Annotated in this window: 15 protein-coding genes; 7 read left to right on the forward strand and 8 right to left on the reverse strand. The window is 59.0% G+C overall.

Features of this window, described 5'->3' with window-relative positions; all coding sequences use genetic code 11:
• Positions 1-33: 33 nt before the first annotated feature.
• The 5 genes from AC1DX6_RS25225 to AC1DX6_RS25245 all read right to left on the reverse strand — a co-directional run bounded on the left by AC1DX6_RS25225 (position 34) and on the right by AC1DX6_RS25245 (position 11,101).
• Positions 34-3,009, reverse strand: a complete 2,976-nt coding sequence (locus AC1DX6_RS25225) for a TrlF family AAA-like ATPase (protein ID WP_477318357.1) — start codon at positions 3,007-3,009, stop codon at positions 34-36.
• 124 nt (positions 3,010-3,133) lie between these two features.
• Entirely contained in the window at positions 3,134-4,162 is a 1,029-nt protein-coding gene (locus AC1DX6_RS25230) for a hypothetical protein (RefSeq protein ID WP_140776928.1), read from the reverse strand.
• 196 nt (positions 4,163-4,358) lie between these two features.
• A complete protein-coding gene (locus tag AC1DX6_RS25235; protein ID WP_477318359.1) occupies positions 4,359-7,829 on the reverse strand; it encodes an AAA family ATPase in 3,471 nt (1,156 codons plus the stop codon).
• On the reverse strand, positions 7,826-9,085 hold the full coding sequence (locus AC1DX6_RS25240; protein ID WP_477318361.1) for a metallophosphoesterase family protein: 1,260 nt from the start codon (positions 9,083-9,085) through the stop codon (positions 7,826-7,828). Before AC1DX6_RS25240 ends, AC1DX6_RS25235 begins: the two co-directional genes overlap by 4 nt.
• 219 nt (positions 9,086-9,304) lie before the next feature.
• Positions 9,305-11,101 (reverse strand): TOPRIM nucleotidyl transferase/hydrolase domain-containing protein, encoded by a 1,797-nt coding sequence (locus AC1DX6_RS25245; protein WP_477318363.1) that lies wholly within the window; start codon positions 11,099-11,101, stop codon positions 9,305-9,307.
• A 230-nt stretch (positions 11,102-11,331) separates the two neighbouring features.
• Between AC1DX6_RS25245 and AC1DX6_RS25250 the strand changes: the two genes are divergently transcribed.
• Genes AC1DX6_RS25250 through AC1DX6_RS25275 form a run of 6 tightly spaced genes read left to right on the forward strand, consistent with a single transcriptional unit; the run spans position 11,332 to position 19,705 of the window.
• The gene (locus tag AC1DX6_RS25250; protein WP_477318365.1) at positions 11,332-12,522 is read left to right on the forward strand and encodes a DNA-methyltransferase; all 1,191 of its coding nucleotides are present in this window, start codon (positions 11,332-11,334) and stop codon (positions 12,520-12,522) included.
• 26 nt (positions 12,523-12,548) lie between these two features.
• The gene (locus tag AC1DX6_RS25255; RefSeq protein ID WP_477318367.1) at positions 12,549-14,651 is read left to right on the forward strand and encodes a DEAD/DEAH box helicase family protein; all 2,103 of its coding nucleotides are present in this window, start codon (positions 12,549-12,551) and stop codon (positions 14,649-14,651) included.
• Positions 14,651-14,860: a hypothetical protein gene (locus AC1DX6_RS25260; protein WP_477318369.1), complete on the forward strand. Its 210-nt coding sequence runs from the start codon at positions 14,651-14,653 to the stop codon at positions 14,858-14,860. Before AC1DX6_RS25255 ends, AC1DX6_RS25260 begins: the two co-directional genes overlap by 1 nt.
• On the forward strand, positions 14,857-16,842 hold the full coding sequence (locus tag AC1DX6_RS25265; RefSeq protein ID WP_477318371.1) for an AAA family ATPase: 1,986 nt from the start codon (positions 14,857-14,859) through the stop codon (positions 16,840-16,842). The genes AC1DX6_RS25260 and AC1DX6_RS25265 overlap by 4 nt, the downstream gene beginning before the upstream one ends.
• Positions 16,839-17,219: a hypothetical protein gene (locus AC1DX6_RS25270; protein WP_477318373.1), complete on the forward strand. Its 381-nt coding sequence runs from the start codon at positions 16,839-16,841 to the stop codon at positions 17,217-17,219. The genes AC1DX6_RS25265 and AC1DX6_RS25270 overlap by 4 nt, the downstream gene beginning before the upstream one ends.
• An 11-nt stretch (positions 17,220-17,230) precedes the next feature.
• A complete protein-coding gene (locus AC1DX6_RS25275) occupies positions 17,231-19,705 on the forward strand; it encodes a DNA-directed RNA polymerase subunit alpha C-terminal domain-containing protein (RefSeq protein WP_477318375.1) in 2,475 nt (824 codons plus the stop codon).
• A 145-nt stretch (positions 19,706-19,850) separates the two neighbouring features.
• Here AC1DX6_RS25275 and AC1DX6_RS25280 read toward each other — a convergent pair whose 3' ends face one another.
• Positions 19,851-20,939 (reverse strand): AlbA family DNA-binding domain-containing protein, encoded by a 1,089-nt coding sequence (locus AC1DX6_RS25280; RefSeq protein ID WP_477318377.1) that lies wholly within the window; start codon positions 20,937-20,939, stop codon positions 19,851-19,853.
• 629 nt (positions 20,940-21,568) lie between these two features.
• On the reverse strand, positions 21,569-21,889 hold the full coding sequence (locus tag AC1DX6_RS25285; RefSeq protein ID WP_477318379.1) for a MoaF-related domain-containing protein: 321 nt from the start codon (positions 21,887-21,889) through the stop codon (positions 21,569-21,571).
• A gap of 484 nt (positions 21,890-22,373) precedes the next feature.
• Between AC1DX6_RS25285 and AC1DX6_RS25290 the strand changes: the two genes are divergently transcribed.
• Positions 22,374-22,931: an NADPH-dependent FMN reductase gene (locus tag AC1DX6_RS25290; RefSeq protein ID WP_477318381.1), complete on the forward strand. Its 558-nt coding sequence runs from the start codon at positions 22,374-22,376 to the stop codon at positions 22,929-22,931.
• Between the two features lie 91 nt (positions 22,932-23,022).
• On the opposite strand, the gene AC1DX6_RS25295 is transcribed toward AC1DX6_RS25290, so the two are convergent.
• Entirely contained in the window at positions 23,023-23,715 is a 693-nt protein-coding gene (locus AC1DX6_RS25295; protein WP_477318383.1) for a GntR family transcriptional regulator, read from the reverse strand.
• Between the last annotated feature and the right edge of the window lie 435 nt (positions 23,716-24,150).

Genomic DNA, 24,150 nt, shown 5'->3' on the forward strand with positions numbered 1-24,150 from the left:
GCGAGACAGCGGCTCGGCAGTAGGGGCATTTCCTTAGCGATCTAATCTGACCCGCAGCCTCCGTGCGCGCTCCCGGAAGGCTTCCTCGCCGCCTTCGAGGATGTCGCATACCGCCTTGCGGATTTCAGCGTTTTCCAGGCCGCCAGCCCTGTAGGTGATCGGCGGAAGTCCGCCTGCCGGATGCGGTCCGGCATCGGCGACGATGATCTGATCCGCATCCGTGTTGATGACGAGGTTGGCGTTGTGAGTAACTATGATCACCTGACGCTTGGCCTTGGCGGCCACGAACAGGGCAACGAGTTCATCGAACACCGACTTGGGGTCCAAATTCTCCTCGGGCTGATCGATGACAAGGGGGCGGTCGTCTGCGTCGTCCAATGCCAGATAGAGCAGGAGAAGCACGATGCCTCGTGCCCCCGGCGACAGCTTACGAATGTCGATCCCGTCATAGACGATCTCGTAGCGGACCGAGATGTGGTCCGTGTCGAAAAGCCAGTGTGCGAACTGCTTCAGCCACGTACGAAATTCCACCTGCTGGTTTTGCGCATAGGGCGCGTGGCCAATCAGATCTCTCATATACAGCGCGAGGAAGCTGGCCATCGCCGCCTGCACATCTGCGGCCGACCCTGTTTCCCACGCGGGCCGTAGGGTGGTGTCGGCCAGCGCGATCAGCGCGCCGCGACCCTGGAACGGTCCCGCCTTGCGCCGGTCGAGAAGATCTTCTTCGGCGACCGTTCCCCAGGCGGCGACATCGACGACGCGGCACACGGAGAAGCCGAGCTTGCGCAGCGTGCCTGTCGATGCTGTGAGGCGAGCCATTAACGGCGCGTAGAGGTCAGCAAGTGCGTCCTGCTCATTGATGATCGCCTGAAAGACCCGGGCGTAGGCCGCATCCCGCTCACCTTGTAGCTCTCTCCGACGTGTGGCGGCGCCGTGGGCGTCGGCCAGTCGCGTTTGCAGGTTTTGAAGCGCCGCGTTCTCGACTGCGATGCGCTGGGAGAGGGTGGCGTACTGATTTCGGACGATATTGTCGGCACTGACCAAGGCCTCTAGGCGGACCATCTCGGCCAGAAGCGTGTTGAGGGTCAGCTTGGATAGATCGGCATTGTCCGGGAAAAGTGGCGTGCTCGGGGCTGCGGGCGGGATCGGCGGACCCGTCAGTGCTGCGACCTGCTGGTCGGCCCAAGCCACGTAGCCCGCGAGGCTCGTGTCGACGTTACCTTTGTAGATGAGCAGGAATTCATCCCACTGCTGCGCACTCAGGCCGCTGTGCTGGTGCCGTTCCTTGGCCTGGCGCAAAAGTTCTGGCGCCTTGGTGGCGCGGGTGCTGGCCACCTCGTCCTGCAGGGCGACAAAAGTACGGCGCTGGTTGCCATAGGCCAGGATCGTTCCGCGAAGTGCCTGAACCGCCTGCCCAAGCTGCGAGTGGCGGCTTGCCTGCGCTTCGCTGCCCTTGACAACGAGCTTGGCTAGATCCTGGTTGTAGCTCTTGATCTGACCGTCCTTCTGAGTGACCTGCAGCGACAGGCCGGCCACCGAAGCCTCTTTCTCGATTTCGGTGGCGATGCGTTCGGAAATGTCGGCGATCGCGTCTGCCTCCCTTTCCCGAGCCTGCTGGAAACGAGCGGTGCGGAAGTCGCGCAGTTCGGCGAAATCGATAGCGCCGTCGCGGTCGTCCTGGGGATGGGCCTCGAAGATCACACGTTCGATCTCCGCGATCAGGCCGTCAGAAACACCGGCGGAGGAGCAAAGCTCCTCGACGAACTGCTGAGATAGATAACGCGCGCGGGGAAACGCTAGATGGCTGTTGGCGTCTCGGCCGTCCAGGAAACGCGTGACCGACGCGCCGCCGCCCCAATCCAGTGTCGCGGTCGCGTTGCCGAGAAGCGTGCGGGCGCGCACGAGGAAGGACGGGCTGATATTCTCGTTGGCTCCCCATGCTGCTGGCGCGATCGCATCGCAGCCGGCGGCGATAACGTCAGCGAGTGCGGTCTTGCCGGACCCGCGCGCGCCAATGATCGCGACGAGGCCCGGGTTGAGCGGGATCGCGGGTGTGGCGGCCCAACCGGCGTCGGCGATCGAGACGTGGGAGATTACCTGGGAAGGCATTGCCGTGCGCGGCGGCTCGGCGCCGACATGGGCGCGGCCCTCGGGGTCGATGCAGGCCTGACGCAGGGCGTCGAATTCCAGCCCGCCCTTGATCCACGAGTATCGCTCCTCCACCGGCTGGCCGACGGTCTGCTGGTCATGGGCGTCGCTGCCGTGCAGGCATGGTTTGCAGCCATCGTACCGTTCGCGAAGCTGATCGAGTGTCACCCCCCGGCGTCCGGACCAAAACTCGCGCTGCGCCGGGCTGCTCGAGAAGATGATGTGCGCGAACTTTTCGATCTCCTGGCGCACGGTCGCGTCGGCGGCCTGGCGCAGGCCTGACGTCCCGTCGCCAGCCGCGCCCGCGACGGCGACGAGGATGTTGGCTTTCGCCCAATCGCTTTCGCGCATGACCCGCCGAAGGTGGTCGAAATTGACCTTAAACTGCGTTGCGCCATGGGCGAGCGCTGCCCGATCATCGATAATGCTGGTGTCAGCCTTCTTGCCGAGAGAGATCAGATCCTGGCGGGTGCAGTTGAAGGTATCGCCGTGAGCCTGGAACTGAAGGCGCTGAAGGATGCGGTGCAATTCCTCGACGTGCTTCGGGTCTTCGGGGCTGACAAGAAGGTGGAGGTTGACGAAACCGCTCTTGGCGGCGACGTCGAGGCGCAGCTCGACGTTCGGGAAAATGAGCTGGACGCCAGGCAGGCGCCCCGCCGCCTTGCATCTCAGGACCTCCTGATAGCTGTCCGTCAGATAGTAATCCGTCACCGCGATCGCCTCGATCTTCGGCGTGACAGTCTCAAGCGTGTTGAGATAGGTCTCCCAAGGCGTGCCACCGCCGAACTGGTTGTTCAGGACGGTGCCTGGTGCATGAATATGCGGTTCCCAGCGCCGCCACTCAGATCCACGACCGATCATGTTACCTCCTTCAATGCCGGTCGCTGTCAGTCCTGACGGTCGTTCCCCGGTCGATCTGATCGAGGACAACATAAGGTCGTCCGAACCGACAGTTGAGAGGTTCGGGCACAGTAATGTTAGGGGTTCAGCGGCTTACGCGATATTCCCAGCCCAGCTCGTTTCGCTGATCGTTCAGGCCATCGGAATAATCATGAAGGACCGTCTCGATCTCGTGCTCGCTCAGGGTGCAAGGGTTCTCCAGAGCTGTCTGATCCCAGCCGATGTTCCAGATGGTCAGTAATTCGGGTTTGTCGCTCCAGCGCGGCAGGAGGAACGTGATCGCCATCAGAGTGGGGAACTGTCGCAGGATGCCCGTCTGGGTCTGGTGGCCTGCAAGATTGCTTTTGCCGTCGAACTCAGGGAGCGAGAGAATCTGTTCGCCCGGCAATCCGAGCGCCACCTGCCAAAGCTCGCCGCTCACGCAGCTTTCAGCTGGCGGCGCTTCATGGAAGAACACCGGCAACAAGCCAGAAGGACCCTGCGCGATGCTGCTGAGACGTCCCAGATCAACGACAAGCACGGTGGGACCATATTTGATCTGACCAGGCTTGATGTTGTTGCTGATCTTCTGGATCGTGTCGTCAATCCGGGCGACCGAGCCGGCATTTGGCAGGAGTCCGGAAATTTCGTGTGGTTCGCCAAAATGGATGCCGGGTTTGTGAGCGCGCTCTTCCAGCTCGGCCGCGATCTCCAGCGCTTCGTGACCGATCTCCTTATGGCGCCGCAACGGCTCGGCGATTTCGAGCGCCTTGACCTCGAAATAGAGGTGCCCGGACGCATGCGAATATCGGAAGTCCGGCCGCTTCGCTTTGTGGCCGCCGGTCCCAGGAGTGCGCTCCAGGACAACACCGCGGTCCTTCATCGCCAGATAGAATGACGCTTCCGAATAGGCCTCATAGGCCTGCGCCATCTGGACATGATCTTCCGGTGCGGCCACCGCCTTGAACTTTGTGCGCAGCTCGCGATCAAGCGCTGCGAGCGTGGTGTCTGTGCTCGCGTCTTGCGTGATCCGCTCGACCTGCTCCCGCGTCATCATCATGATGGGAACCGACACGGTCAGGCCGGACAGCAACTGCGATACGCGGATGAATTCGTCGGTTGATGTCGTCGCCATCGTTGACCTTACTGCGCCGCAGCCAATTGGGATGGCACCGCACCTGGGTTGCGTCTCTCAGGGCCGGTTCGCTCCGCTCCGAGTCATGGGCGCTCCGTTCCGCTCACCGGACGTCGAGACGCAACACAAGGGCCACGTCTGGCATGTCGGGTCGACGTACGCAACGGCCTGTGTCTGAATGGCGGCGAGAAATCGACTATCCAAGCTCATGGATCGTTACGCCCGGCACAACCGTCTTGGCGATCTCGCATAGGTGCTGGTGATGCGTGAGGTAGATTACCTGTCCGGCACCCGCCATATCGCCAAACAAGCGGAAAACCTCCTCAGACCGGACATGGTCGAACGTTTCCATGATGTCGTCGGCGATGAACGGGACTGAGGGTCGAAACTGGGCGAATTCGTAATATCCCGCAAGCCTCAGGGCCAAATAGAGTTGGAACCGCGCACCCTTTGACAGCGCGTCGGCGACCTTGGATTGCCCGTCGTGTTGCAATGCGATCAGTACTTCACCGCCTTTGATCGGTTGGGTTGTCAGGCCTGAGTATTGGCCACGCGTCATCAACGCGAAAGCATCGGATGCGCGCGCCATCATGCCGGAGCGATGGCGCTCTCGATAGACGCGCAGCGCATTGCCGGCAGCCATAACACCCAGCTTCAGCTCGACGTAGCGGACGGCCTTGTCTTCGATGTCCAGAAGGACGGTGCGCCGTTCGGCATCAATGCGGGCAACGGCGCTGTCGCCGCCAATTGCATCCAGCTTGTCGGCTGCGCGCGTTCGCCGAATGAGCTGTTGTTGGATCGCTTCGTCAAGATCCTGAAGCCGCTGATCGGCTTCGGCCCTCTCGATGGCAAGCTTGTCGAGATCGAGAGCGTCCAGGATCGAGCGCGCCTGCTCGAACCCTTCCACCGCGAGTTCGGCCGCCGCCTGCTCTTCGAGTTCGGCCACGGCAGTGCGCAGCCGATCCCTGTTGCGCAGCTGCTCGTCGCGTTCCACGACCTCTGACAGGGTAGTCACGCCAAATACGCTCAGGACGTCGGTCTTGTCGCGCTCATGTGCAAAAATCTCAGCATCGAGGAACTCGCGGGCATCCTGCAGGCGCTGCAAATCGGTGACGAGGTTTGCTTTCGCCTCGCGGGTACGATCGGCGCGCTCGAGGCGCTCGGCAAGACGGATCGCTATCTGTTCCGGCTCGTCGCCGTTCGCCGGCTCGCCCACTTCCGCTGCAACGGCGGTGACTTCGGCCAAAAAAATGTTCCTGTCCGCCACCATCTTATCGACGCGGAGCTGCATGGCGTCGCGGTCTTGAAGGCTCTTGGACAAATCGGCCAATTGATCGAGCACGGTGCCGACGCCAGGCGCCGAAAGCCCATTTTCGAGCCAGGTGCCCTTGAGCGCGTCGACAATACCGGCCAACCACTCTTCCTCACCGCGCTCCGCCGCGTCGACGGCTCGGCGTCTGGCTGCCAGATCCTCCTGCCTTGCGCTGACTGTTTTGAGCGCCTCGCTGCGCTCGGCGTCGATCTTGAACTGTCGGTCGAGGAACAGCTCTGTGACAGCCATGACCGTCTCCAGACTGTCGCAGGTATCCGAACCGATGCCGACGCTCAAAAGCGCCCCGCTCAGCTCCAGGCGTATCCGGTCTGCCTCGTCAGCCGCCCGCCCGGCTTTCTTGCGGGCAAGCTCGATTTCCTCCCAGGCGGCGAGCGCATCGATGCGGGCAGAAATTCCCTCCTCGATTCGTTCGATCAGACGTTCAGGCGACGGTTCCGGGCACTCTGCGAGCAGGTCTCTTGCGGCTGTGCGAACGTCAATGAGCGCGGCCTCCCGTTCTGAAGCGTTTTGTGCAAGTTGGTCACGCATATGCGTGATGGCTGCTGCGGCTTCGGCGAGACTGCGGTTTGTCGTTCGTATCTCGACCAGCTCGCGTGCGTTGGCGAGACGGCCTGTGCCGACACTGTCGTCTCGCGCCAACGCTGCCGCGAATTCATCCGCCGTGTCCCCGGTAAGCAAACCGCGATGCCGTGCCCAGCTCTGGTCCCGTACGCGCCGAATGGCGGCAGCCGCGTCATCGTCGGTGACATCGACCGAGGCACGCAGCGCATCAAGGCGTGCCGAAAGCACGTCGTGATCGCCATGGTATTCGACAAGACGTGCTGAAAGGACGCCCCTGCTCTTCGCGAGATCGGCGGCAAGCGATTTCCATGCACCAAGCTGCCCAGCATTCGGTATGGCGATCCTGGCCAGGGCCCGCGCATCACCCGACCATGGGTGCAAGCGTCCCAATGCAGCCTCCCATCGAATAGCCCCCGCATCCTCAGCCTCGCCTGCCGCCTTGATGTCGCCGAAATGCTCGCCGGCGCGTGCCGTCGACAAAGCCGAGACCAGTCTTGCCCTGGCAGGCTCGGGCACGGCCCGTTCTTCGCCGACCCGTTCGCGGGCTGCTTGAAGCGCATCAACGGCTGCCGCGGCTTCATCGCGCGCGACGCGCACACTGGTGGCCATACCAGATCGCTGCTCGAGCATGGCGCGGACAGCGCCAACGGTTGCTGCCGGCAAAAGCAGTTTGGCTGGTTCTGACTCGGAGGATCTTCCCAATGCGGCAAGGCAGCTTGCCACGGCGTTGTTGAGGATTTGCAGTTCCGTCCTGCGGCTTGGCAGGTCCAGGCCCGCTGAAACATAACGAACCTTACGGTCGGCCAGGCCACGAATGCGCTCGGAGATTGCAAGGATCACGTCGTCGACATCGACCGCGGCGCTTTTCATCGTCACCCTTTCGAGATCGTCGGCGCTCGCGGACAGCCGCGTTCTCAAGCTGGCGTCGGTCTCGATCATGTCGGCGACACTACCGGTCCAGGTCCGTGACGGTGATACGATGTCTGGCAGCTCGGCCAGCTGGGCCGCCTTGCGTCGGATATCGGCAAGAACCGGCACGGCGCGCAGATATTTCGCAATGGTATCGAGCCGCGCCTTCAGCACCGATCGTTCGGCGATGCTGCGGTCATATTTTTCCGTCGCATCAAGGCGCTCTGTCTCGAGGGTTTCGAAGGTCGACGCCAAGGTGTCGATCGCGTCCTTCCCAGACTTCAGCTCGGCAAGCCGCTTCTTGAGCAGTGCAAGCTCGGTTCCATGTGCCTGCTTGCGATAAAGCCCCTCGGCTTCGGCCTCAAGCGCGCTCAACGTGTCACTGGCATGCCCAAGACCGGCGCTGGCCGTGAACAGCAGTTTGCCGAGGTCGCCGCGCGACTCCAGGATTGATTTTCCACCTGCTTCCAGGGTCTCGTCATCGAGCGAGAACATGGTCGCGTAGGCATCTCGGGACAGGCCGGCAAGGTGTGCCGTTATCGACACCTCGCTGACCGGCTGGCCCATCGCGTTCAACAGCGAGTTGTTGCGCTGTTTCGTGCGCGTGAAGACATGCTCCGCGCCACCGAGTTCGAGCACGCCGCCGATGCGCATCGCGCTGTACTCGTGCAGGAAATTGTAGCGGCTGCGCTCTTCGATGCCGAACAGCAGATCGAGATAGCCAGAAAGTGCCGTCGACTTGCCGGCCTCGTTCAGCCCGAACACGATGTGCAGGTCGGGCCCGGATTCCGGCTTGGGACCGAAGTCGATCGTCCGGTCGGTGAACTTGCCATAGCGGATCAGGTCGAGGCGCCGCAACCTCATTGCGATCCACCTGCCTTGAGGCGGGCGGTGACCAGGTCGGCGCCGCTCTCAAGCACTCTGTCGAGAAAGGCTTCCAACCCGGCCTCGTCCTTGCCGGCGAAGTCGCGCCCGTCGGGCGGCAGGTCGGCAATCATCTTCTGGACGAGCGCCCTCGCTTCGGCACGGAAGGCTTCCGAGCCGGCGTCAGCGCGCATGGATTGAGCGAGTTCGAAAATCGGGTCTGCGATGCCCTCTGATGTTTCCGCTGTGGGTAGAACGAGGTTGAGCTCGAGCTTCTCCACCCATGTGTCACCCGTCTGTTCCGCAACCTGTTCAGCTTCTGCGAGCAGCAGGTCACGGTCGCGGATCAGCGCCCACGACAAAGGCGACGCCCCGGTCAGGCCGAGACGCACCACAACATGACGGGACCTGATGGCAGCCCTGACATCTTGAAGCGCTGAGCGAACATGCCCGACCACTTCAGACCATTCCATCATCCCGGACACGTCGACGCTCAGCCGCTCGAACTGTGCGACACTGGTCAGCCTTTCCTCGATCTCGATGGAGCGGTCGTTCCGTATCGTCACCAGCGTGACGGATTTCTCGCCGGCCTCGTTGATGTCCCTACCCTGCGGTATCCCTGGCATGATGACTGTGCTTGCACCGGGATGGACCTGGCGAGAATGGATGTGCCCGAGCGCCCAGTAATCAAAACCATGAGCATGCAGGTCAGCTACACTGCAAGGCGCATAGACATCATGACCGGGCGATCCGGCCAGGCTGGTGTGCATCATGCCGACATTGACCGCCCCTTCGCGGGCGGCCGGATATTTGGGCAGCAGGCTGTCCGGCGCCTTGGGGCTGGCAAAACTCAAGCCATGAAACATGACGTCCAGACCGCCGGCCGTCTGCAGCACCGATTGGGGACGGCCACTGAAGATGGTGACCGTGTCGGGAAACACCAGCTGCTTCGAAATCCGCGACAAGGCGTCATGATTGCCGCGGATCTTGAAAACCCGGATACCGGCTTGGTCCAGCCGCGTCATCTGTGAGGCCAGGAATCGTGCCGTTTTCATCGACGTCTGGTCGCCATCGTAAAGATCGCCGGCGATGACCAGCGCATCGACACGCTCCGCAAGGCAGAGATCGACAATGGCGACAAACGCCTGGCGGCTGGCGTCACCGACAAGTTCGGCCAAGTCGCGGTTTCGAAGCGCCAGCGAGCGCAGCGGCGAGTCGAGGTGAATGTCGGCCGTGTGAACGAATCGAAATGCCATTCGGCGGTCTCCATCTGCGAACATATGGCTGTTCGATTGCAGTTCGATAGGGTTTTCTAGACTGACCTGACCGCCCTCAGAACAGTCTGCGATTCAATAAGCCAAACACGGGCTATTACCGGCTTGCCATAGCGTTGAGGCATGCGGTTGTAAAAGCTCAGTCCCAGCTTGGCTTTTTGGCGTCGCGAGTGCGGTGGTATTGGTTTGTGGCGAACCAGCTCATTTTTTGCGCGCGGTCACAACGCTCGTTCTCCGAGGGCGCGTGCGATCAGGCTTCGGTTTGGCTCGTGTCCGTGTCTTGCCAAGATAGTTCGAGACCTGATTGTGCTCCCAGCTTTCCTCCATGGTTGGAAAAGGATTCATGGCGGCAAGCCGGACGACGCGGACCAACGTTTTGATCAATGGTCGGTTGGCGAGGGCCTTGCGGCTGGACGGGTCGAAGAGTACTTCGACCAGCGCCAAAGCAAGCTCAATCTTGTTGAGGCCGGCATTAGTTCGTGCTGCGTAGAGAGCTGACAGTTGCGCACCTGGATTCTGTGCCTTTTTGCATGCCGCGACGTCGCGCGATGTGAAGCGGACGCCGCCATGCGCCTGCGCCGTCATCGCTTGCGCAATCTCTGCCGCTGAAAAATTGTCGAACTCGAACGACGTCCGCCAGACCTTGATGTATTCAGGCCGCGTGGCGTAGCGGTTGGTGTGGAGCATTGACGCAAAGCCTTTGGCAGCGGCCTTCAATTTTCGCGCGTTGTTTTCATTGTCGAGAATTAAAAACGTGAAGGTTTGATGGTGATGCAAGTAGTCCACCAACCTTAGGATCGCGCGGAAGCGGTCTTCCCTCTTGCCGCCTGTTGCGTTGTCGACACCACCGAGATTGATGATCTCGATCTGATGTGTACCGACGGGCGCACCGAAATAGCGTTCGAAAATTGCCCTGACGGCGGCCTCTTCGCTGGCGCCTTCAACAAACAGCGTCAGCTTTGGGGAAGGGTTCAGGTCGAAGCGATTGACGACCAACTCCATATGCCGGCGAGCATCAGCGCGAGCTGTCAACTCCGGCATGTTGGTGATTATTGTCACACTGACTTCGTTGGGATGGGGTAGTTCCTTGCCATATAGCTCACGGTATAAAAAGCGCAGCATGAGTGCGCCACCACGCATCGTCTCTGCAGCGAGGGCTTTGCCCTTTAAGCGGTCTCGCTCACGAGGTGAAACGAACTGCAGCAGCTGATACCAACGCTGAAGTGGGTCGTCCCACGTCTGTTGATTGGAGAGGGCCTCGTATGCGTGTCTCAACTTGCTTGGTGTAAGCTCAAATGCTTGCTCAGCTTGTCTTGGATCCCACGCGCGGGCGTACTCTTCCCATTTCCAGTCTCTCCCATTGACAACCGTCCAGGCATCCCAGGCAAATCCACCTTGGGCGACAGTTCGTGTGCGCTGATTGCTGCGGACATGCGGATAGTATCGATCCGAGATAAATTGGCACAGCAGATCGATTGCCGGTCGAAATCGTTCGACCTTACCCGGCAGGCTCCCATGCATCGCTACAATCGCCCTGAGCTCTTCGCCGCGACGTAGCCATGCCCTATTGTCCAGTGCGTCGCTTTCAAGAAAGCTCTCGAGATTGATTGAGGCTGTGAATTGGGTAATCGCCCAAATGAGCGATGCGATCTGGAACTGCGAGTAGTAGGCCTCGCTTTCGTCACCATTTTGCTCGGGTATGGCGTGCGGCTGACCAAGTGTTGTGTCAACAGCGTAGCCCTTTTTGAACCAATGGGTTGTCGTAAGCGGCAGCCGAAATTGCGTTGTTGTTTTGGATCGGTAGACGCGAAACAGTGGTGTGAAAATTCCAAGCCGCTCAAATCGCAATAGCCGCGTCGCATCGATCTTGAGACCGCGTTCATTGCAAAAATTTACGAACTCACCTGAGCGAAGCAGCAGGCAAAGATGGACGCCACCGTTTCGCAGCAAGAGCGTCGCGGCGTCAGCGGGAATTGCCAGAAGGTTAGTTTCGCTCATCAAAGCGAATGTAGCATCAGCTGGCGATCATATGTCAAAGCTGCCGTTCGTTCAGAGGCTCTGCGATTTCTTCCATGGCTCGAACGGCTGTTTGCGTCTCATTATCGCCGTTTGGGCGGTGTTTGCCGACGTCATCAAGCTGGCAAGAAAACTGGATCAATAGAAATCAAAGCTTGACGGGCTGTGCGAAGCACCCTTTCTAAGCACCAGTCAAGTAACGAGGGGAAGCGGTGAGTTTTTCTCGATTCGGCGGCGGAAATATCCGTCCTTCCGCGAGAATACGTGCGCGCGCCGAAAGGCGGTCGGCGCGCGCCGAGCGTGATGCCAATAGCCACAGTCCAGATGAAACGTCTCAGGCTGCCCAACGAGGTACCACCCCGCCGAGCGAATTCGCCATGGAGGCGGACAAATCACCGCCGGAATCCGACAAGGCTACTGCGATGACTTCGCCAGCGCCGCTCCATCCTGCTTCTATCATAGAAGCGTATCACACGGCATCCGGCCGCATGCTTCATGGTCGTATCGAAGATGCGCTGGCAAGTGAGGCTCTGACGAATCTTAAGGGCAAGGTCAACCTCATTGTCACGTCCCCGCCGTTTCCCCTAGTTCGCAAGAAGCGATACGGCAACGAAACCGGCGAGGCTTATCTGAACTGGCTAAGGTCGTTGGCCGTCCCGTTGTCAGACCTGCTTACCGAAGACGGCTCGATTGTCATTGAGATTGGCAACGCATGGGAAGAAGGCGCTCCCGTGATGTCGACGCTGCCACTGGAAGCGCTTCTGGAATTCAAACGCGCGGCCAAGCTGCATTTATGCCAGCACATCATCTGTCATAATCCCGCGCGCCTGCCGAGCCCCGCGGCCTGGGTCAATATCAAGCGCATTCGCTTGAAGGATTCGTTCACTCACGTCTGGTGGATGTCGAAATCAAAGACTCCGAAAGCCGACAACCGCGAGGTCTTAACGCCCTACAGCAATGACATGAAGAAGTTGCTGAAGAAGCAAAAGTACAACGCCGGGGTTCGGCCCTCCGGCCATGTCATCTCGGAAACGGGCTTCCTCAAAAATCATGGTGGAGCGATTGCCGCCAACGTCCTGGAATTGGACGACGAGGGCGCAATTCCAGAATCCCTGCTCAAATTCTCGGGTACGAAGTGGGACGCAAATTATAGGGACTACTGCAAGCGGCTCTCGCTTCCTGCTCATCCCGCGCGCATGCAAGCCATGCTGTCCGCCTTCTTCATTAAATTCCTCAGCACACCTGGCGATCTGGTGTTTGATCCCTTCGCCGGATCGAACACAACGGGCGCCGCTGCCCAAGAACTGGGGCGAAGCTGGATCGGTGTGGAGGCTTCCGCAGAGTATGTCAGGGGCTCGCGCGGACGCTTCGATGAATTTGCGGACGAGGTCGTATCAGAATAAGTCGTTGCAAGCCGATGGAGGAATTGTTGGGCGCCGCCAGCGAATCGCCCGAGACGCAGGGGCAATTTTTAGGCGATCTATCCGTCCTGAAACTCAAGACGGAATATCGCTCCATCAAAGAGGCGCCAGCGCAGGCATTCTATCGCCCCTGCCTTCAGCATGCGATCATCTGCAAGCGCGCCGCCGGCTATTTTCGGTCGTCCGTATTTCTAGTCACCGGGCCGAGCGTCATCGAGTTTGCCCGGCGCGGCGGGCTGATGAAATTGATTTGCTCGCCTGAACTGGATGCCGAAGATATCGACTCCATTGCTCTTGGATATGCCAGAAGAAGCCAGATCATCGCAGAAAGACTGATCGAGCAGATCGACCAAATGCTCTCGGAAGACAGGACGGCCTATCACACGCGAATTCTTGCCACTCTTGTCGCGGTAGGCGGCCTGGAGATAAAGCTGGCCGTGAGAGCGGATCGAAAGGGGCTGTACCATGAAAAGATAGGCATCTTCGCCGACGGTATCGGCAATCGCGTTTCGTTCAAGGGTTCCGCAAATGAAACCTGGAGCGCATGGGATCCCTCAGGCAACTTCGAATCAATAGAGGTTTTTTGCAGCTGGCGCGGCGGGCTGGAGCAGGAAAGGGTCAGCAAGCATGATGCGCATTTCGACGCCCTGTGGTCAGAGAACGACGCAGATATTGAAGTCTTTCCCTTCCCTTTGAATGCCATCGACCGTCTCAAGAAGACGGCGTTCGCAAGGCTGGATGACGTGACCGACATCGCCCTACACAAGCCGAAGGAAAGACGTTCGCCAATGCCGCACCAGAACCGCGCAATTGCGGCCTGGGACGCGCAGGGCGGGCGCGGCATTTTCGAGCACGCCACCGGCAGCGGAAAGACGTTTACCGCCATTATCGCGATCTCGCGCCAAGCGGAAAAGGGGCTTCCCACACTTGTGCTCGTTCCCAGCCGTTTGCTGCTAGAGCAATGGGCGAAGGAACTTCGCGAGGAAATTCCCGCGGCGGCCCTTCTGCTTGCCGGGGCTGGCAACGACAAATGGCGGATGCCGCGAAGGCTCCAGAGCATGAGCGATCCCGATCCGGCGCTTGGCGGCCGCATCATTCTTGCCACGATGCAAACGGCCTCAGCGACGGAATTCAGAGACAGGATCGTCACCGGGGATCATCTTCTCGTTGTCGCTGACGAAGTTCACCAGACAGGCAGTCCGCAAAATTCGCAGGTCTTTGGAATAGAAGCGGGGCTTCGGCTGGGACTCAGTGCAACACCCACGCGGTACGGTGATCCCAACGGCACTGCGAAAATGTTTCGCTACTTCGGGACTGTTGTGCCCCCGCCCATTACGCTCAACGACGCGATCGATGCCGGGCGGCTTGTCCCCTATGAATATTTTCCCCACTGTCTCAATCTGACTGCGGAGGAGGCTGACGAGTGGAAAGAGCTGACGCGTGCTATCAGCCTCGAAATAGCCCGCCAGCGTCCCGACGAGGGCGGCAAGAAGGCGATCAGCGAGCGGGCGAAAATGCTTCTGATCCGACGAGCGCGGATCGCCAAGAAGGCTGCCGGTAAAGTCAAGCTTGCGGCTGCAATACTCAACTCTCATTTTGAGAACGGGCAGAGCTGGCTCGTATATTGCGAGGATGCTGATCAGCTGACTGAAGTTCTCAGTAAGCTAAAAGATGCAGGAATTGACGCTGTGGAGTATCATTCGGCGATGGCGGGTGACCGCGACGCCACGATGTCGTGGTTCCGGGCATACGGGGGAATACTTGTGTCAATCAGGTGCCTGGATGAAGGGGTTGATATCCCGGCCATTTCGCATGCCTTGATCCTCGCTTCATCCCAGAACCCCCGGCAATTTATCCAAAGGCGCGGGCGCGTTCTGCGGCGGTCGCCGGGAAAGGAGATCGCCGTTATTCATGATGCAATCGTTGTGCCGGTAGATCCGGAGGACGAGCCAGAGCAAATGAGCCTGTTGCGCGCCGAACTGGTGCGGTCGATAGAATTTTCAAAACACGCAATCAATCGGGCGGCTGGAGCCGAGCTTCGGGCAATAGCCATTGAGATGGGGATCGATCCTGACACCCTGATTGATGACGGAATGGAAAGTGACGACTGATGGCTGACGAAGACATGACGCTAGAGACGCTACTGGCAGTCCACACGGAAGTGTCGCCGGGTCTCGACGAATCCCTCTTAAGGCAGTGCTATCTCGTTCAGAAGCGCTTCCAGTTCAGCGCCGATCGCACCGTCTCGGCCTCGAATATGGAGAGGCTGATTGACGAGCAGGTCAAAAAACTGAGCGGTGAGGCGCAAGAGCAGCCATGAAACTCCATCGTATCACCATTCAGAACTTTATGCCCTACAAAGGCCCAGTGACGGTCGACTTCCCAACTGATGACCAGCGCAATGTCATGATTGTCTTTGGCGACAACATGCGCGGCAAAACAAGCCTGTTGAATGCGCTGCGTTGGGCTTTCTACGGGAAGGCCGTGGGACGACACTCGCGGCCCATCGGACTCCACGATATTGCGAACAGAGAAGCTGCGCTGGCTGGCGACTGGAAGGTTCAAGTCTTTGTTGAGTATGAGGCCAACGGATACAGATACAATCTGAGACGGACAGCAGACCGCCGCAGTCATGTCGCCGTTCCCAGCCGATCGGAGGATTTTCAGGTTTCCGTCTATCTGACGCGCGATAACATTGTCGTTAGCGGCGACCAAATCGCATCCGAGATCGATCAGATCGCGCCGGAGCAAATTTCGCGGTTTTTCCTGTTCGACGGTGAATTGCTGCAGGAATACGAAAGCCTTCTCATCGAGGGAAGCGAGCAGGGACGGCAAATCAAGGACGCCATCGAAGAGGTGCTCGGCGTTCCCGCTCTCATCAGGGGGCGCGACGAGCTTGGAGCAATCCTGAAGAGCGCGACCAAGAAACAAACCGCAGAGCTCCAGCACATCCAGGGGCTGGAAAAGCAGGCCGACCGACAAAAGGAGCTTACGGCGAGGCAGGACTCCCATGATCGCGACCTGGCGGCCTTGCAGCGGAAATTGGACGACACGCGCGACGAGCGCCTTAAGCTCGAAGACGAACTCGATGCCGCTGCCGTGCTTCTGGCCCAGAAGTCGAAGCTGGATGGTCTGAAGGCCCAGAAGACCAGCCTGGAAGCGCAGATAAAGAGACGAGACGACGACCGCCGTTCTCTGCTGGGTGATGCATGGCAGGATCTCCTGGATGCTAAGCTGGAGGTCAAACGACGTTTCCTGGGCCAGCGGCAGGGTGAGCTTACGCGCGCGCTAAAGCAGCAGGGAAAACTCGAGGATCAAATTGAGAGATTGCAGAAATTGCTAGCGAGCGGGGTCTGCTCCCTTTGCGGACAGGAAATAGAGGAAGGGCATCGTCACGATCTCGGTTCCGCCCTTGGCAGCCTGCAAGTGGAAATGAACCGGGCCGTCGACACAGGAAATGAGCTGCAAACAATCGCTGCCCAGCTTGCCTCACTCAACAAGATACGCGGCGTTCGCGCCCGCGAACGCTTGATTGAACTGGACCGGGATTTGCGGATGGCTTCCGTAAATCTGCAGCGGGTGGAAAATGAAATCGAAACGATATCGGATGAGATAGCGGGTCAGGATACAGCGGAGCTGGCAAGGAAGAGGGTCATTAAGGACGAGTCTGTTCGGGAAGAAGGTCGGCTCCAGGGTGAGATCAACGCCGTCCGCAAGAGCATCGATCAAATCAAGCAGGACCTGGCGATAAGCCAAAAGGCAATTGAAGGACTTGCACCGGCACGATCGCGAAAGAGCACCATAAAGGTCAACGTAGCAAGCGATCTCGAACGCACTTTCGCGGCCAGCATCGAGCGTCTTAGAGACCGCCTGCGCACACGCGTCGGCAACCTTGCCAGCGACGCCTTCCTGAAGATGACAACGCAGAAAGCCTATCGCGGCCTTGAGATCAACGCCAACTATGGCCTTAGCATCCTCGATGCGCACGGCCATAAGGTGCCTCTCAGAAGCGCCGGCGCAGAGCAGGTCGTCGCCCTGTCGCTGATTGACGGCTTGAATCGCACCGGCCGCGCCGTTGGCCCCGTAATAATGGACACTCCTTTTGGGCGTCTTGATCTAAAGCATCGGGACAACATCCTTTCGTACTTGCCCGAGGTAACGAGCCAGTTTGTCCTTCTGGTCCACAGCGGTGAGGTTCGTCCCGACACCGACCTTTCAAGCATCAAGGCGCGCATCGGCGCGGCCTACAAAATTGTCGAAATCTCGCCCACGCACTCGACGATTGAGAGGACAACGCTGTGAGCCAGCAGGAGATCGTCAATATCGGTTTGTCGGAGGCAGGAAACGACAAACTCGACGAGTTGAAAGAAAACGGCATCTTTGCGGAGAAAATGGACGGATACCGCTTCGCTGTTGCCCTCGCATTGGCGCAGGGTGCTATCGCGCCCGAGATCAGCAAGAGATCCACATTCCTGAACGTGGGTTCTCTCGATCCAGACCAGACCCTACGGCGTGCGGTCGAGACGCTAATGCCGGAGCACCTCAAAGATACCACGCCTTACCGGCTCATTGAGAGATTGGCGGACTGGGGCGTCAATGACCTTCATGCGCAGGCCAAAAGCGGGGGGATCGATTTTGCCAATCTCCTCGACCAAGTAGCTGAAAACACCGCCGACTGATGGCGACGGGGTTGCGCGCTTTCCTGATGACCCGGCGGGATGCCGAGTGGTCGATCAGCGTGCATCGCGATCTCGAAGAACTTCTCGGCGCATGGAAGGACCGACAGTCGCCAGAAGAAATGGTTGGCGTGCTTCATCTCGGTTTCGACCGGCCTCCGGCGCGCGAGTTCGATACCATCGCAGAGCAATGGCCAGGCCACATGCTCGTCACTGCTTCCGCCAAGTTCGGCCTTCCGGTCGGGTTTGTCGCTTCCGACGGCGAGATCGGAAGAGTCAGCGATCTACCCGTGTATCTTGGCGTTCGCGGCTGGGGTTACACGGTCGACGAAGCTCTCATCCCGAAGGTGAAAAAGACGGAAGCTGTGAGCCCCGCCCGCCCACCTGCTGGGTGGGTACGGCGCCTTCTGGATCAACATCCGGAGGCGGCTCCAGATTTCGAAAAATGCGGCATTTTTGATGAGAACAGTTACGTAGCGGCAGAATCGGGATTGCCGACCACGCTTAGGCGGGCTGCGGGAGCGTATCGCTTCGATGAGATGATTGCGGGCGATCCCAACGACCCGTGCGCATTTGCTCGGGCGGCCCCGCCATGGCTATCAGAGCAAGATTTCCAGACAATGCCGGTAACAGTTCGCGTCGCCAACGTGTTCACAAAACTCGATATTCGGACGGTGTCCGACCTGGAAAAACACTCGCTCAACGAACTGCTGGATACGCAGAATTTCGGCAAGAAATCGGCGGCCGACCTGCTTCGGTGTCTTCGAACCGCCCTTGATGACGGACCGATCGAAAAAAATCCGATCGAAAGCGAGGCTGTCCATTCCACGCTTATCGAATGTATCGACGCGTCCCTCTCGAAGTACCCGGAGAGGGCTCGGGACATCATGTTCAAAAGAATGGGCCTCGGTCAAAGGCCGGCGACACTGCAGGATCTCGGCGACCAGCACGGCGTCACGCGTGAACGCGTCCGCCAGATCGAGGCGGCAGTTACCAAACGCCTCATTCGCGAAGAAATATGGGACGACCTGCTTACCGAGAAGCTGGCTAGCCTGATGGAAAACCGGCGAATCCCGTTGCCGATTAAGGGGATTGAGGCGGTTGACGGATGGTTCGCTGGCATGGGCCAGCAGGGTGAGGCGCTAGCCTACCTTCTGGCGAACGTTTCGACCGGACCAGCCAAGCTGCTGGAAATAGACGGAACGGACTACATTGGCCTTCTGACCCAGGAGGAGTGGAACGAGGCTCTTTCGGGTGCCCGCGGCTTACTTGAAAACGGCGCGGATCGCGGCTGGACGGTTGAACATTGCCGCTCGGTTGTTCAAGCGATGCTGCCTGGGAGATGCAAGGAGTTCCGCGATCTGCTCTGGGATCACGCATCCCGTCACGCCCAATTTGTCGATCGGGACGGGGTCGCCGTTCTTGTCGCATTCGGGCGAAGCGTGGAGAATTTGGTGCATGCAGTCCTGGCGGCGTCGGAACGCCCGCTTCACTACTCGGAAATTGCAACTCTCGCCGCCGAACGCTCCGGCCGTGAAGTCGATATCAGAAGGGTTCACAACGCCGCCGCCAATATCGGTTACCTTTTTAGCCGCGGGACATATGGGCTTGATCGCCACGTCCCTCTCTCGAAAGAGGTCATGGTCCAGGTCGCGGACGAGGCGGAGCAAATGGTCGTGGAAGGCGCGCCCGGCAGGCAGTGGCACACCGCCGAAATTGCTGCCGAACTCATAGAGCGCAGGTTCCAGCATGCATCCGCGCTCGACAAACATCTTATAGACATCGCACTCAAGCGATCTGGCAATCTGGAACAGTTGGGCAGGCTCGTTTGGTCGGGAAGCAGCTCCGACCAAGCCGCCTATCGTGTCGATCTCCGTCAGGCCATCATAGCTACCTTGCAAGAGGCGGGGACTCCGCTACGGACGGAGGAAATCCGGCAACGCATTGAGTCCATGCGCGGTCTTGGCGAGCATTTTCAGATTGCGCCTGTCGACCCCATCATGCGGATTGAGCCGGGAGTGTGGGGGCTTAACGACCGCGATCTTTCAATCAAACGTCCGGATCAGCCCCGATTTTTGGACGCATTGGTCGAAATATTGCGCAAGCGCGGCACCGGTTTGCATAGCTCCGAAATCGAGCAATCTCCCTTTCTAAAATCACGTGGCCTCAACGCAACCGCCCTTTGCAGTCTCGCTACGACCGACCCGCGGCTTAAGGTCAGCCCCAGCCGATATTTGTTCCTGCAGGAATGGGGCGCGCCCCGGCGGGAGAGCCTTGCCGAAGCGGTCAGCGCGGTGATGGATGCAGCGGAACGTCCGCTCGCGCTGGGTGAGATTGTTGACCGGGTGAAAGCCAGGTTGGACCGGTCCTGCGAAGGAGCCGCAATCTCCGGGAGCCTTCAGGCCATCGACGCCGTCTACGATCCGTCGAGTGCCACTTGGAGCCGAGGTGCGAATGCCGAAGCGGAAATGGAAGTGGCAGTCGAATAGACGTTGCCCTGGGCTGCGCCGTGCCACGTAAGTGGCCGCTGCGATGCAGCGGTTCCATCGAGCCGTTCTTTGGCGCTGCGAAGCCGGCCACCGCGAGGAAACCGCCGATAAGCCGTCATGGAGCGGCGACAGCGGCTGGCGCCGCTTACGCTTCTGGCAATTCGGCTGCAGCCGCATGCGCGACCAGATAGCCTTCGATCGTCTTCTTGGAAGCGAAGCTCTGCAATGCTCTGAGTGGCTCGGCGCGGATCGCATCCTGCAGGGCGGCGATTCCTTGACGAGTAATGTAGCGCCGTTTCACCTTTGCGTCGTACTCATGGTAAGGCAGCTCTATCAGGTCGAATGCCTTAAGCAGCGGCAGGACCCCGCTCTGGTTCAGTGTAACTTCATTGCCGCACACCTCGTGCACGACGTCCGCTAAAGCCCCCGCGGCTTCCGAGGGCAGGTTCTTGTCGGCGTCCTCAAGCGGAGCCCGGACGACTTCGCCCAGCGACACCTTGCCTACCACCATGTAAGCCGGGGATCCCTCGTCCTCCTTCTCCGTGAAGCGTCCCTCCTCGATGAAGTTCATCGAGCGCGCGGTCTCCTGCGACACGTACAGGTTGGTGGACTTGTTGGCGTCGCCGAACGTAGTGATGTCGACAACGCCAGCCCGCTCGACGCCGACCCGTTCGACGGCCTCAATGGTCTCCAGCAGCATCGTCATGCGCCGCTCCTCGCGTGCATCTAGTAGCGCCTTGAGTTCCGGATACCCGATGGCCGAGGTTCGGGCTGTATAGCGGTAGTAGATGGTAGCCTCGACGATTACTGGCTCGGTAACCTTCTTGCCAGTCGGATCCATGTAGCTCCGATTGCGTGTTTTAGTGCAGATCACTGGCCGGTCGAGCGTAGGCTCGACGGCTATAGCGAATAAGGTTTTGCCGTCGACCTCATAGACCTTGCTCTCGAACGGCAACTCTGGCGCGAAGTCCTGGCGCAGCAGGGTGGTGATGTCCGCCTCGTCGGCGATGTCCGCCGCCGGGGTGCCGATGATGACGCGGGGATTATTGTCCACACCGAAGACGATAACGCCGCCTTGGGCGTTGGTGAACGCCGCCATCGTGCGCTCATACGCTGGAAGGTTGGCCCGCACGAACGCCTGCTTAAACTCGAGCCGTTTGCTTTCGCGACTGGTAACCCTCAGCGTGTGGGCGTCATAGGCAATCAGATCGGACAGTTCTGCTGGCAAAATCATAATGGACCTTCGAAGAGCAGCTCACGTCAACTACACTCTCTCGTCGCACGAATTCCGCTAGTGCTAAAGTGCAGTAACGCTTGAACGACGCAACCAAGTCGGTGCCGCTTTGGAATGTCTGCTTGCGAGCATCAGCAATCACTGTTTTCTCGGATAATGAGGTCGATAGCTAGATGGCTTATTGCGCCATCATGCCGGAGAACGAAAGCTGACGGACAGATACCGGCTCGGAACGCGTCATTCCTGAACAACCCGCCTGAAGGCGAACGGGAAGCGTGAGAACCACCTGGGGCCGATGTTCACCGTCTGTGCCTCTGAAGTCGCATAAATGGCAGTCGGGAACTTGTGAACTATGGGACCAAGCATGCCCCGGCATCCCTGACGCTGATCATCGCTATAGCAGACAGGAGTGGGATGCGGATCGCGCGTTCGTGATTGAAACGCGTTGGCCGCACCACCGGCTCCACGACTTCGATCACTTTGTGCTGCTGCGTGGTGATGCCGGCTTAGTCGACCAGGCGCAACGCGATCTCCTCCCGGTTCTCAATGCTGTAGGCGTCGATCTCGTTTGAAAACTTGCCGATCGCCAGGTGGCCATTTGGTCGATAACTGACGTCCCTGGGCTATTGCTAGCTCGCCAATATTTTCCCTGAAAGCATGAGACCGAGAGGCATTTCCTTTCCAGCCAGGGCAGCCGGAATGATGATGGTAGTGTTGATTGCTGCGGCTTCGGGCTGAATGACCTGGGTGACTGCTATGCCGTCTGCCTCCATCCAGTGAACGAACCAGAAGCCGGGCGCGATCTCTAACGCCTCGTAATTTTCTTCCGCTGAACGACCCTTGTCCTGGCCCTCCAGGCAGGTCCAGCGAAGGCGGCTGCCTGGCAAATACTCGACACGGTAGACAGCGCCGTTGTCGTAAGAAATCCGAATGGTCTGGCGATTGAACATGATCATGCACTCCAGGTTTTGCTGCGATCTATTGGCTAGCCGATGGAGCAGGGCCGCATTCCAGGCCCTTTTCCTCCAGAAGAATCAAAGGCGGATCCGCATTATCCGGCCAGTGACGGACCATAAACCGAAAATTCGAATTGAACTAGTGAAATTCCTCTGATATTTCATAAGTATGACGCGTGAAGTGTTACGCGATGAGAGCTAGGGGCGCGGTTGACCCAGGCGAAGGCGGGCGATTGCGGTTGTATCGGAGAAGGATTTCTATCGGAACGCTTTGGAAGCCCTGGAAACCGGCAGTGGCCCTGTCTATCCGATCTAGGTCGTCCCCGGATGATCTCCTCGACCTGCCGCGTCCAATCAGGTCGGCGGCGCCTGAAGCGCGGCAAAAGTATGCCACGGACCGTCTGCGTGAATGAATGGCGAAATCATAATTGAACGCGTCCAGCCGACGAAGCGACCTAACATTCAAAAGGAATTCAGAATGTCCGGAAAACGCAAAGTTGCATTGTTCCCTGGAAGCCTGCGCGAGCATGGCATCACCAGACGGCTGAGCAAGGCTTTGACCGATTTTGCGCCCCAAACACTTGACGTTGAAACTGTAGAGATCGGCGCGCTGCCGCTTTACAATGCTGATTTGGAAAATGCCCCTCCGCAGGCTTGGCTCGACTTGCGCAAGCAACTGCTTGGGGCGGACGCCGTGCTGTTCGTCACGCCCGAACACAATCGCTCGATCCCGGCTGCCTTGAAGAATGCAATTGACGTTGGTTCGCGTCCGTACGGCCAAAATTCGTGGGCCGGCAAACCAGGTGCGGTCGTTAGCTTCTCGACGGGCGCCATGGGCGGATTCGGTGTGAACCATCATCTTCGCCAATGCCTGGTTTTCGTGGACGTGCCAACCATGCAGCAGCCTGAGGCCTATCTCGGCAACGCAACTGACCTGATCGACGATGAGGGACGGATAATCAATGAGGGATCGGAAGCCTTCTTGCGCCAGTTCATGGCTTCATTCGCGAACTGGATTTCTTTGACGAAGCGATAGGCGGCCTGGCTTTTGCGGCCATCATTCGCGTTGCCCTGCTGCGCCGCTCCTCTGATGTACCCCGGCCAGGCGTCGAATTGACCAGGCAACGTCAGCTCGGGCCGGCCTCCATGATGCGGCGACGAAGACTTTCGATATGCGTTGACATTGCCTGCGCCGCGGCTTGCGGGTTCCGGTCGACTATTGCCGCCAGCAGATTGCCATGCTCGTTGCCCGTGAGCTTGAAATCATGGAATTGCCAAAGTGGCAGAAACCATATCCGTGACATGCGTTCGTGGATGCTTTTGAGAAAATCAGCCAGCAAACGGTTGCCGGTCGCCTCCGCGACCTTCACGTGGAACTGACGGTCCAATTCCATCAGCCTTGTCTTCGTGGCGCTGTCACGGAGACTTTCATAGCTGTCATATATGTCTTGCAGCGCCTTAAGGTCGTGTTCCTGGATTTTTTCCGCGCATTGTGCCGCGCAATAGGGCTCGACCAGGGCGCGCGCTTCGAGCGCGAGGAAAATCTCGCTCAGCGAATCGGAGCGTACCAGGACACCTTTGCGTGGAATGATCTCGACCAGGCCCTCCTGCTGCAGACGGTGCAATGCCTGGTGGACGGGTGTGCGACCAAGCCTCAGGTCATTTGAGACCTGTGTCTCCTGAAGAAATTGCCCGGGGACGTACTGCGCCGATATCAGCTTCTCCTTGATCTGCTCGTAAGCTTGTTCCGACAGATTTTTCGGAGCTTTTGTAATCTGGCGGCCGCCGCGACCAGCTGTTTTCCTGGATGGTGTTTTCATCAGATATTCGATCCTGCGTCAGTGCGCTTCTCGCAAATACGTTTGGCACAACTATAATATATCAAAAAAATATGAGAAGATGGAAGCCGTCTCGTAGCATTGTCAGTTTTCCTCGACCAGAGCCGCTATGAGATGGGTAGGCATCGCGATCAACCATCGTCGTTCCCTCTTGTTTTCAGGATCCCTTTCATCCAACCGGAAACCAAACAACCTGCTACGTGGTCGATAGTGCCGTGGACATTTGCAGTCGCTCGCCGGGCGAACGACAATTAGAAGCACTTAATGGCAACTCTCGACGGAGCCACTGCGACCACGGCCAAAGCGAAAATCCTGCCCGACCACAGACCGACAAAACTGGTGTCGCCCTGCTCTCATAGGAAGTCCGGCACAGTGTCGTGCCTTTCCATACCCAGGGGCAGGTCAGATCCATTCGAC

Source organism: Mesorhizobium sp. P2_C4 (assembly GCF_056404575.1).

Excerpts from the sequence above, each read along its gene's own strand:
- AC1DX6_RS25225 (WP_477318357.1), bottom strand. The coding sequence starts at position 3,009 with ATGATCGGTCGTGGATCTGAGTGGCGGCGCTGGGAACCGCATATTCAT.
- AC1DX6_RS25230 (WP_140776928.1), bottom strand. The coding sequence starts at position 4,162 with ATGGCGACGACATCAACCGACGAATTCATCCGCGTATCGCAGTTGCTG.
- AC1DX6_RS25235 (WP_477318359.1), bottom strand. The coding sequence starts at position 7,829 with ATGAGGTTGCGGCGCCTCGACCTGATCCGCTATGGCAAGTTCACCGAC.
- AC1DX6_RS25240 (WP_477318361.1), bottom strand. The coding sequence starts at position 9,085 with ATGGCATTTCGATTCGTTCACACGGCCGACATTCACCTCGACTCGCCG.
- AC1DX6_RS25245 (WP_477318363.1), bottom strand. The coding sequence starts at position 11,101 with ATGAGCGAAACTAACCTTCTGGCAATTCCCGCTGACGCCGCGACGCTC.
- AC1DX6_RS25260 (WP_477318369.1), top strand. The coding sequence starts at position 14,651 with ATGGCTGACGAAGACATGACGCTAGAGACGCTACTGGCAGTCCACACG.
- AC1DX6_RS25265 (WP_477318371.1), top strand. The coding sequence starts at position 14,857 with ATGAAACTCCATCGTATCACCATTCAGAACTTTATGCCCTACAAAGGC.
- AC1DX6_RS25280 (WP_477318377.1), bottom strand. The coding sequence starts at position 20,939 with ATGATTTTGCCAGCAGAACTGTCCGATCTGATTGCCTATGACGCCCAC.
- AC1DX6_RS25285 (WP_477318379.1), bottom strand. The coding sequence starts at position 21,889 with ATGTTCAATCGCCAGACCATTCGGATTTCTTACGACAACGGCGCTGTC.
- AC1DX6_RS25290 (WP_477318381.1), top strand. The coding sequence starts at position 22,374 with ATGTCCGGAAAACGCAAAGTTGCATTGTTCCCTGGAAGCCTGCGCGAG.
- AC1DX6_RS25295 (WP_477318383.1), bottom strand. The coding sequence starts at position 23,715 with ATGAAAACACCATCCAGGAAAACAGCTGGTCGCGGCGGCCGCCAGATT.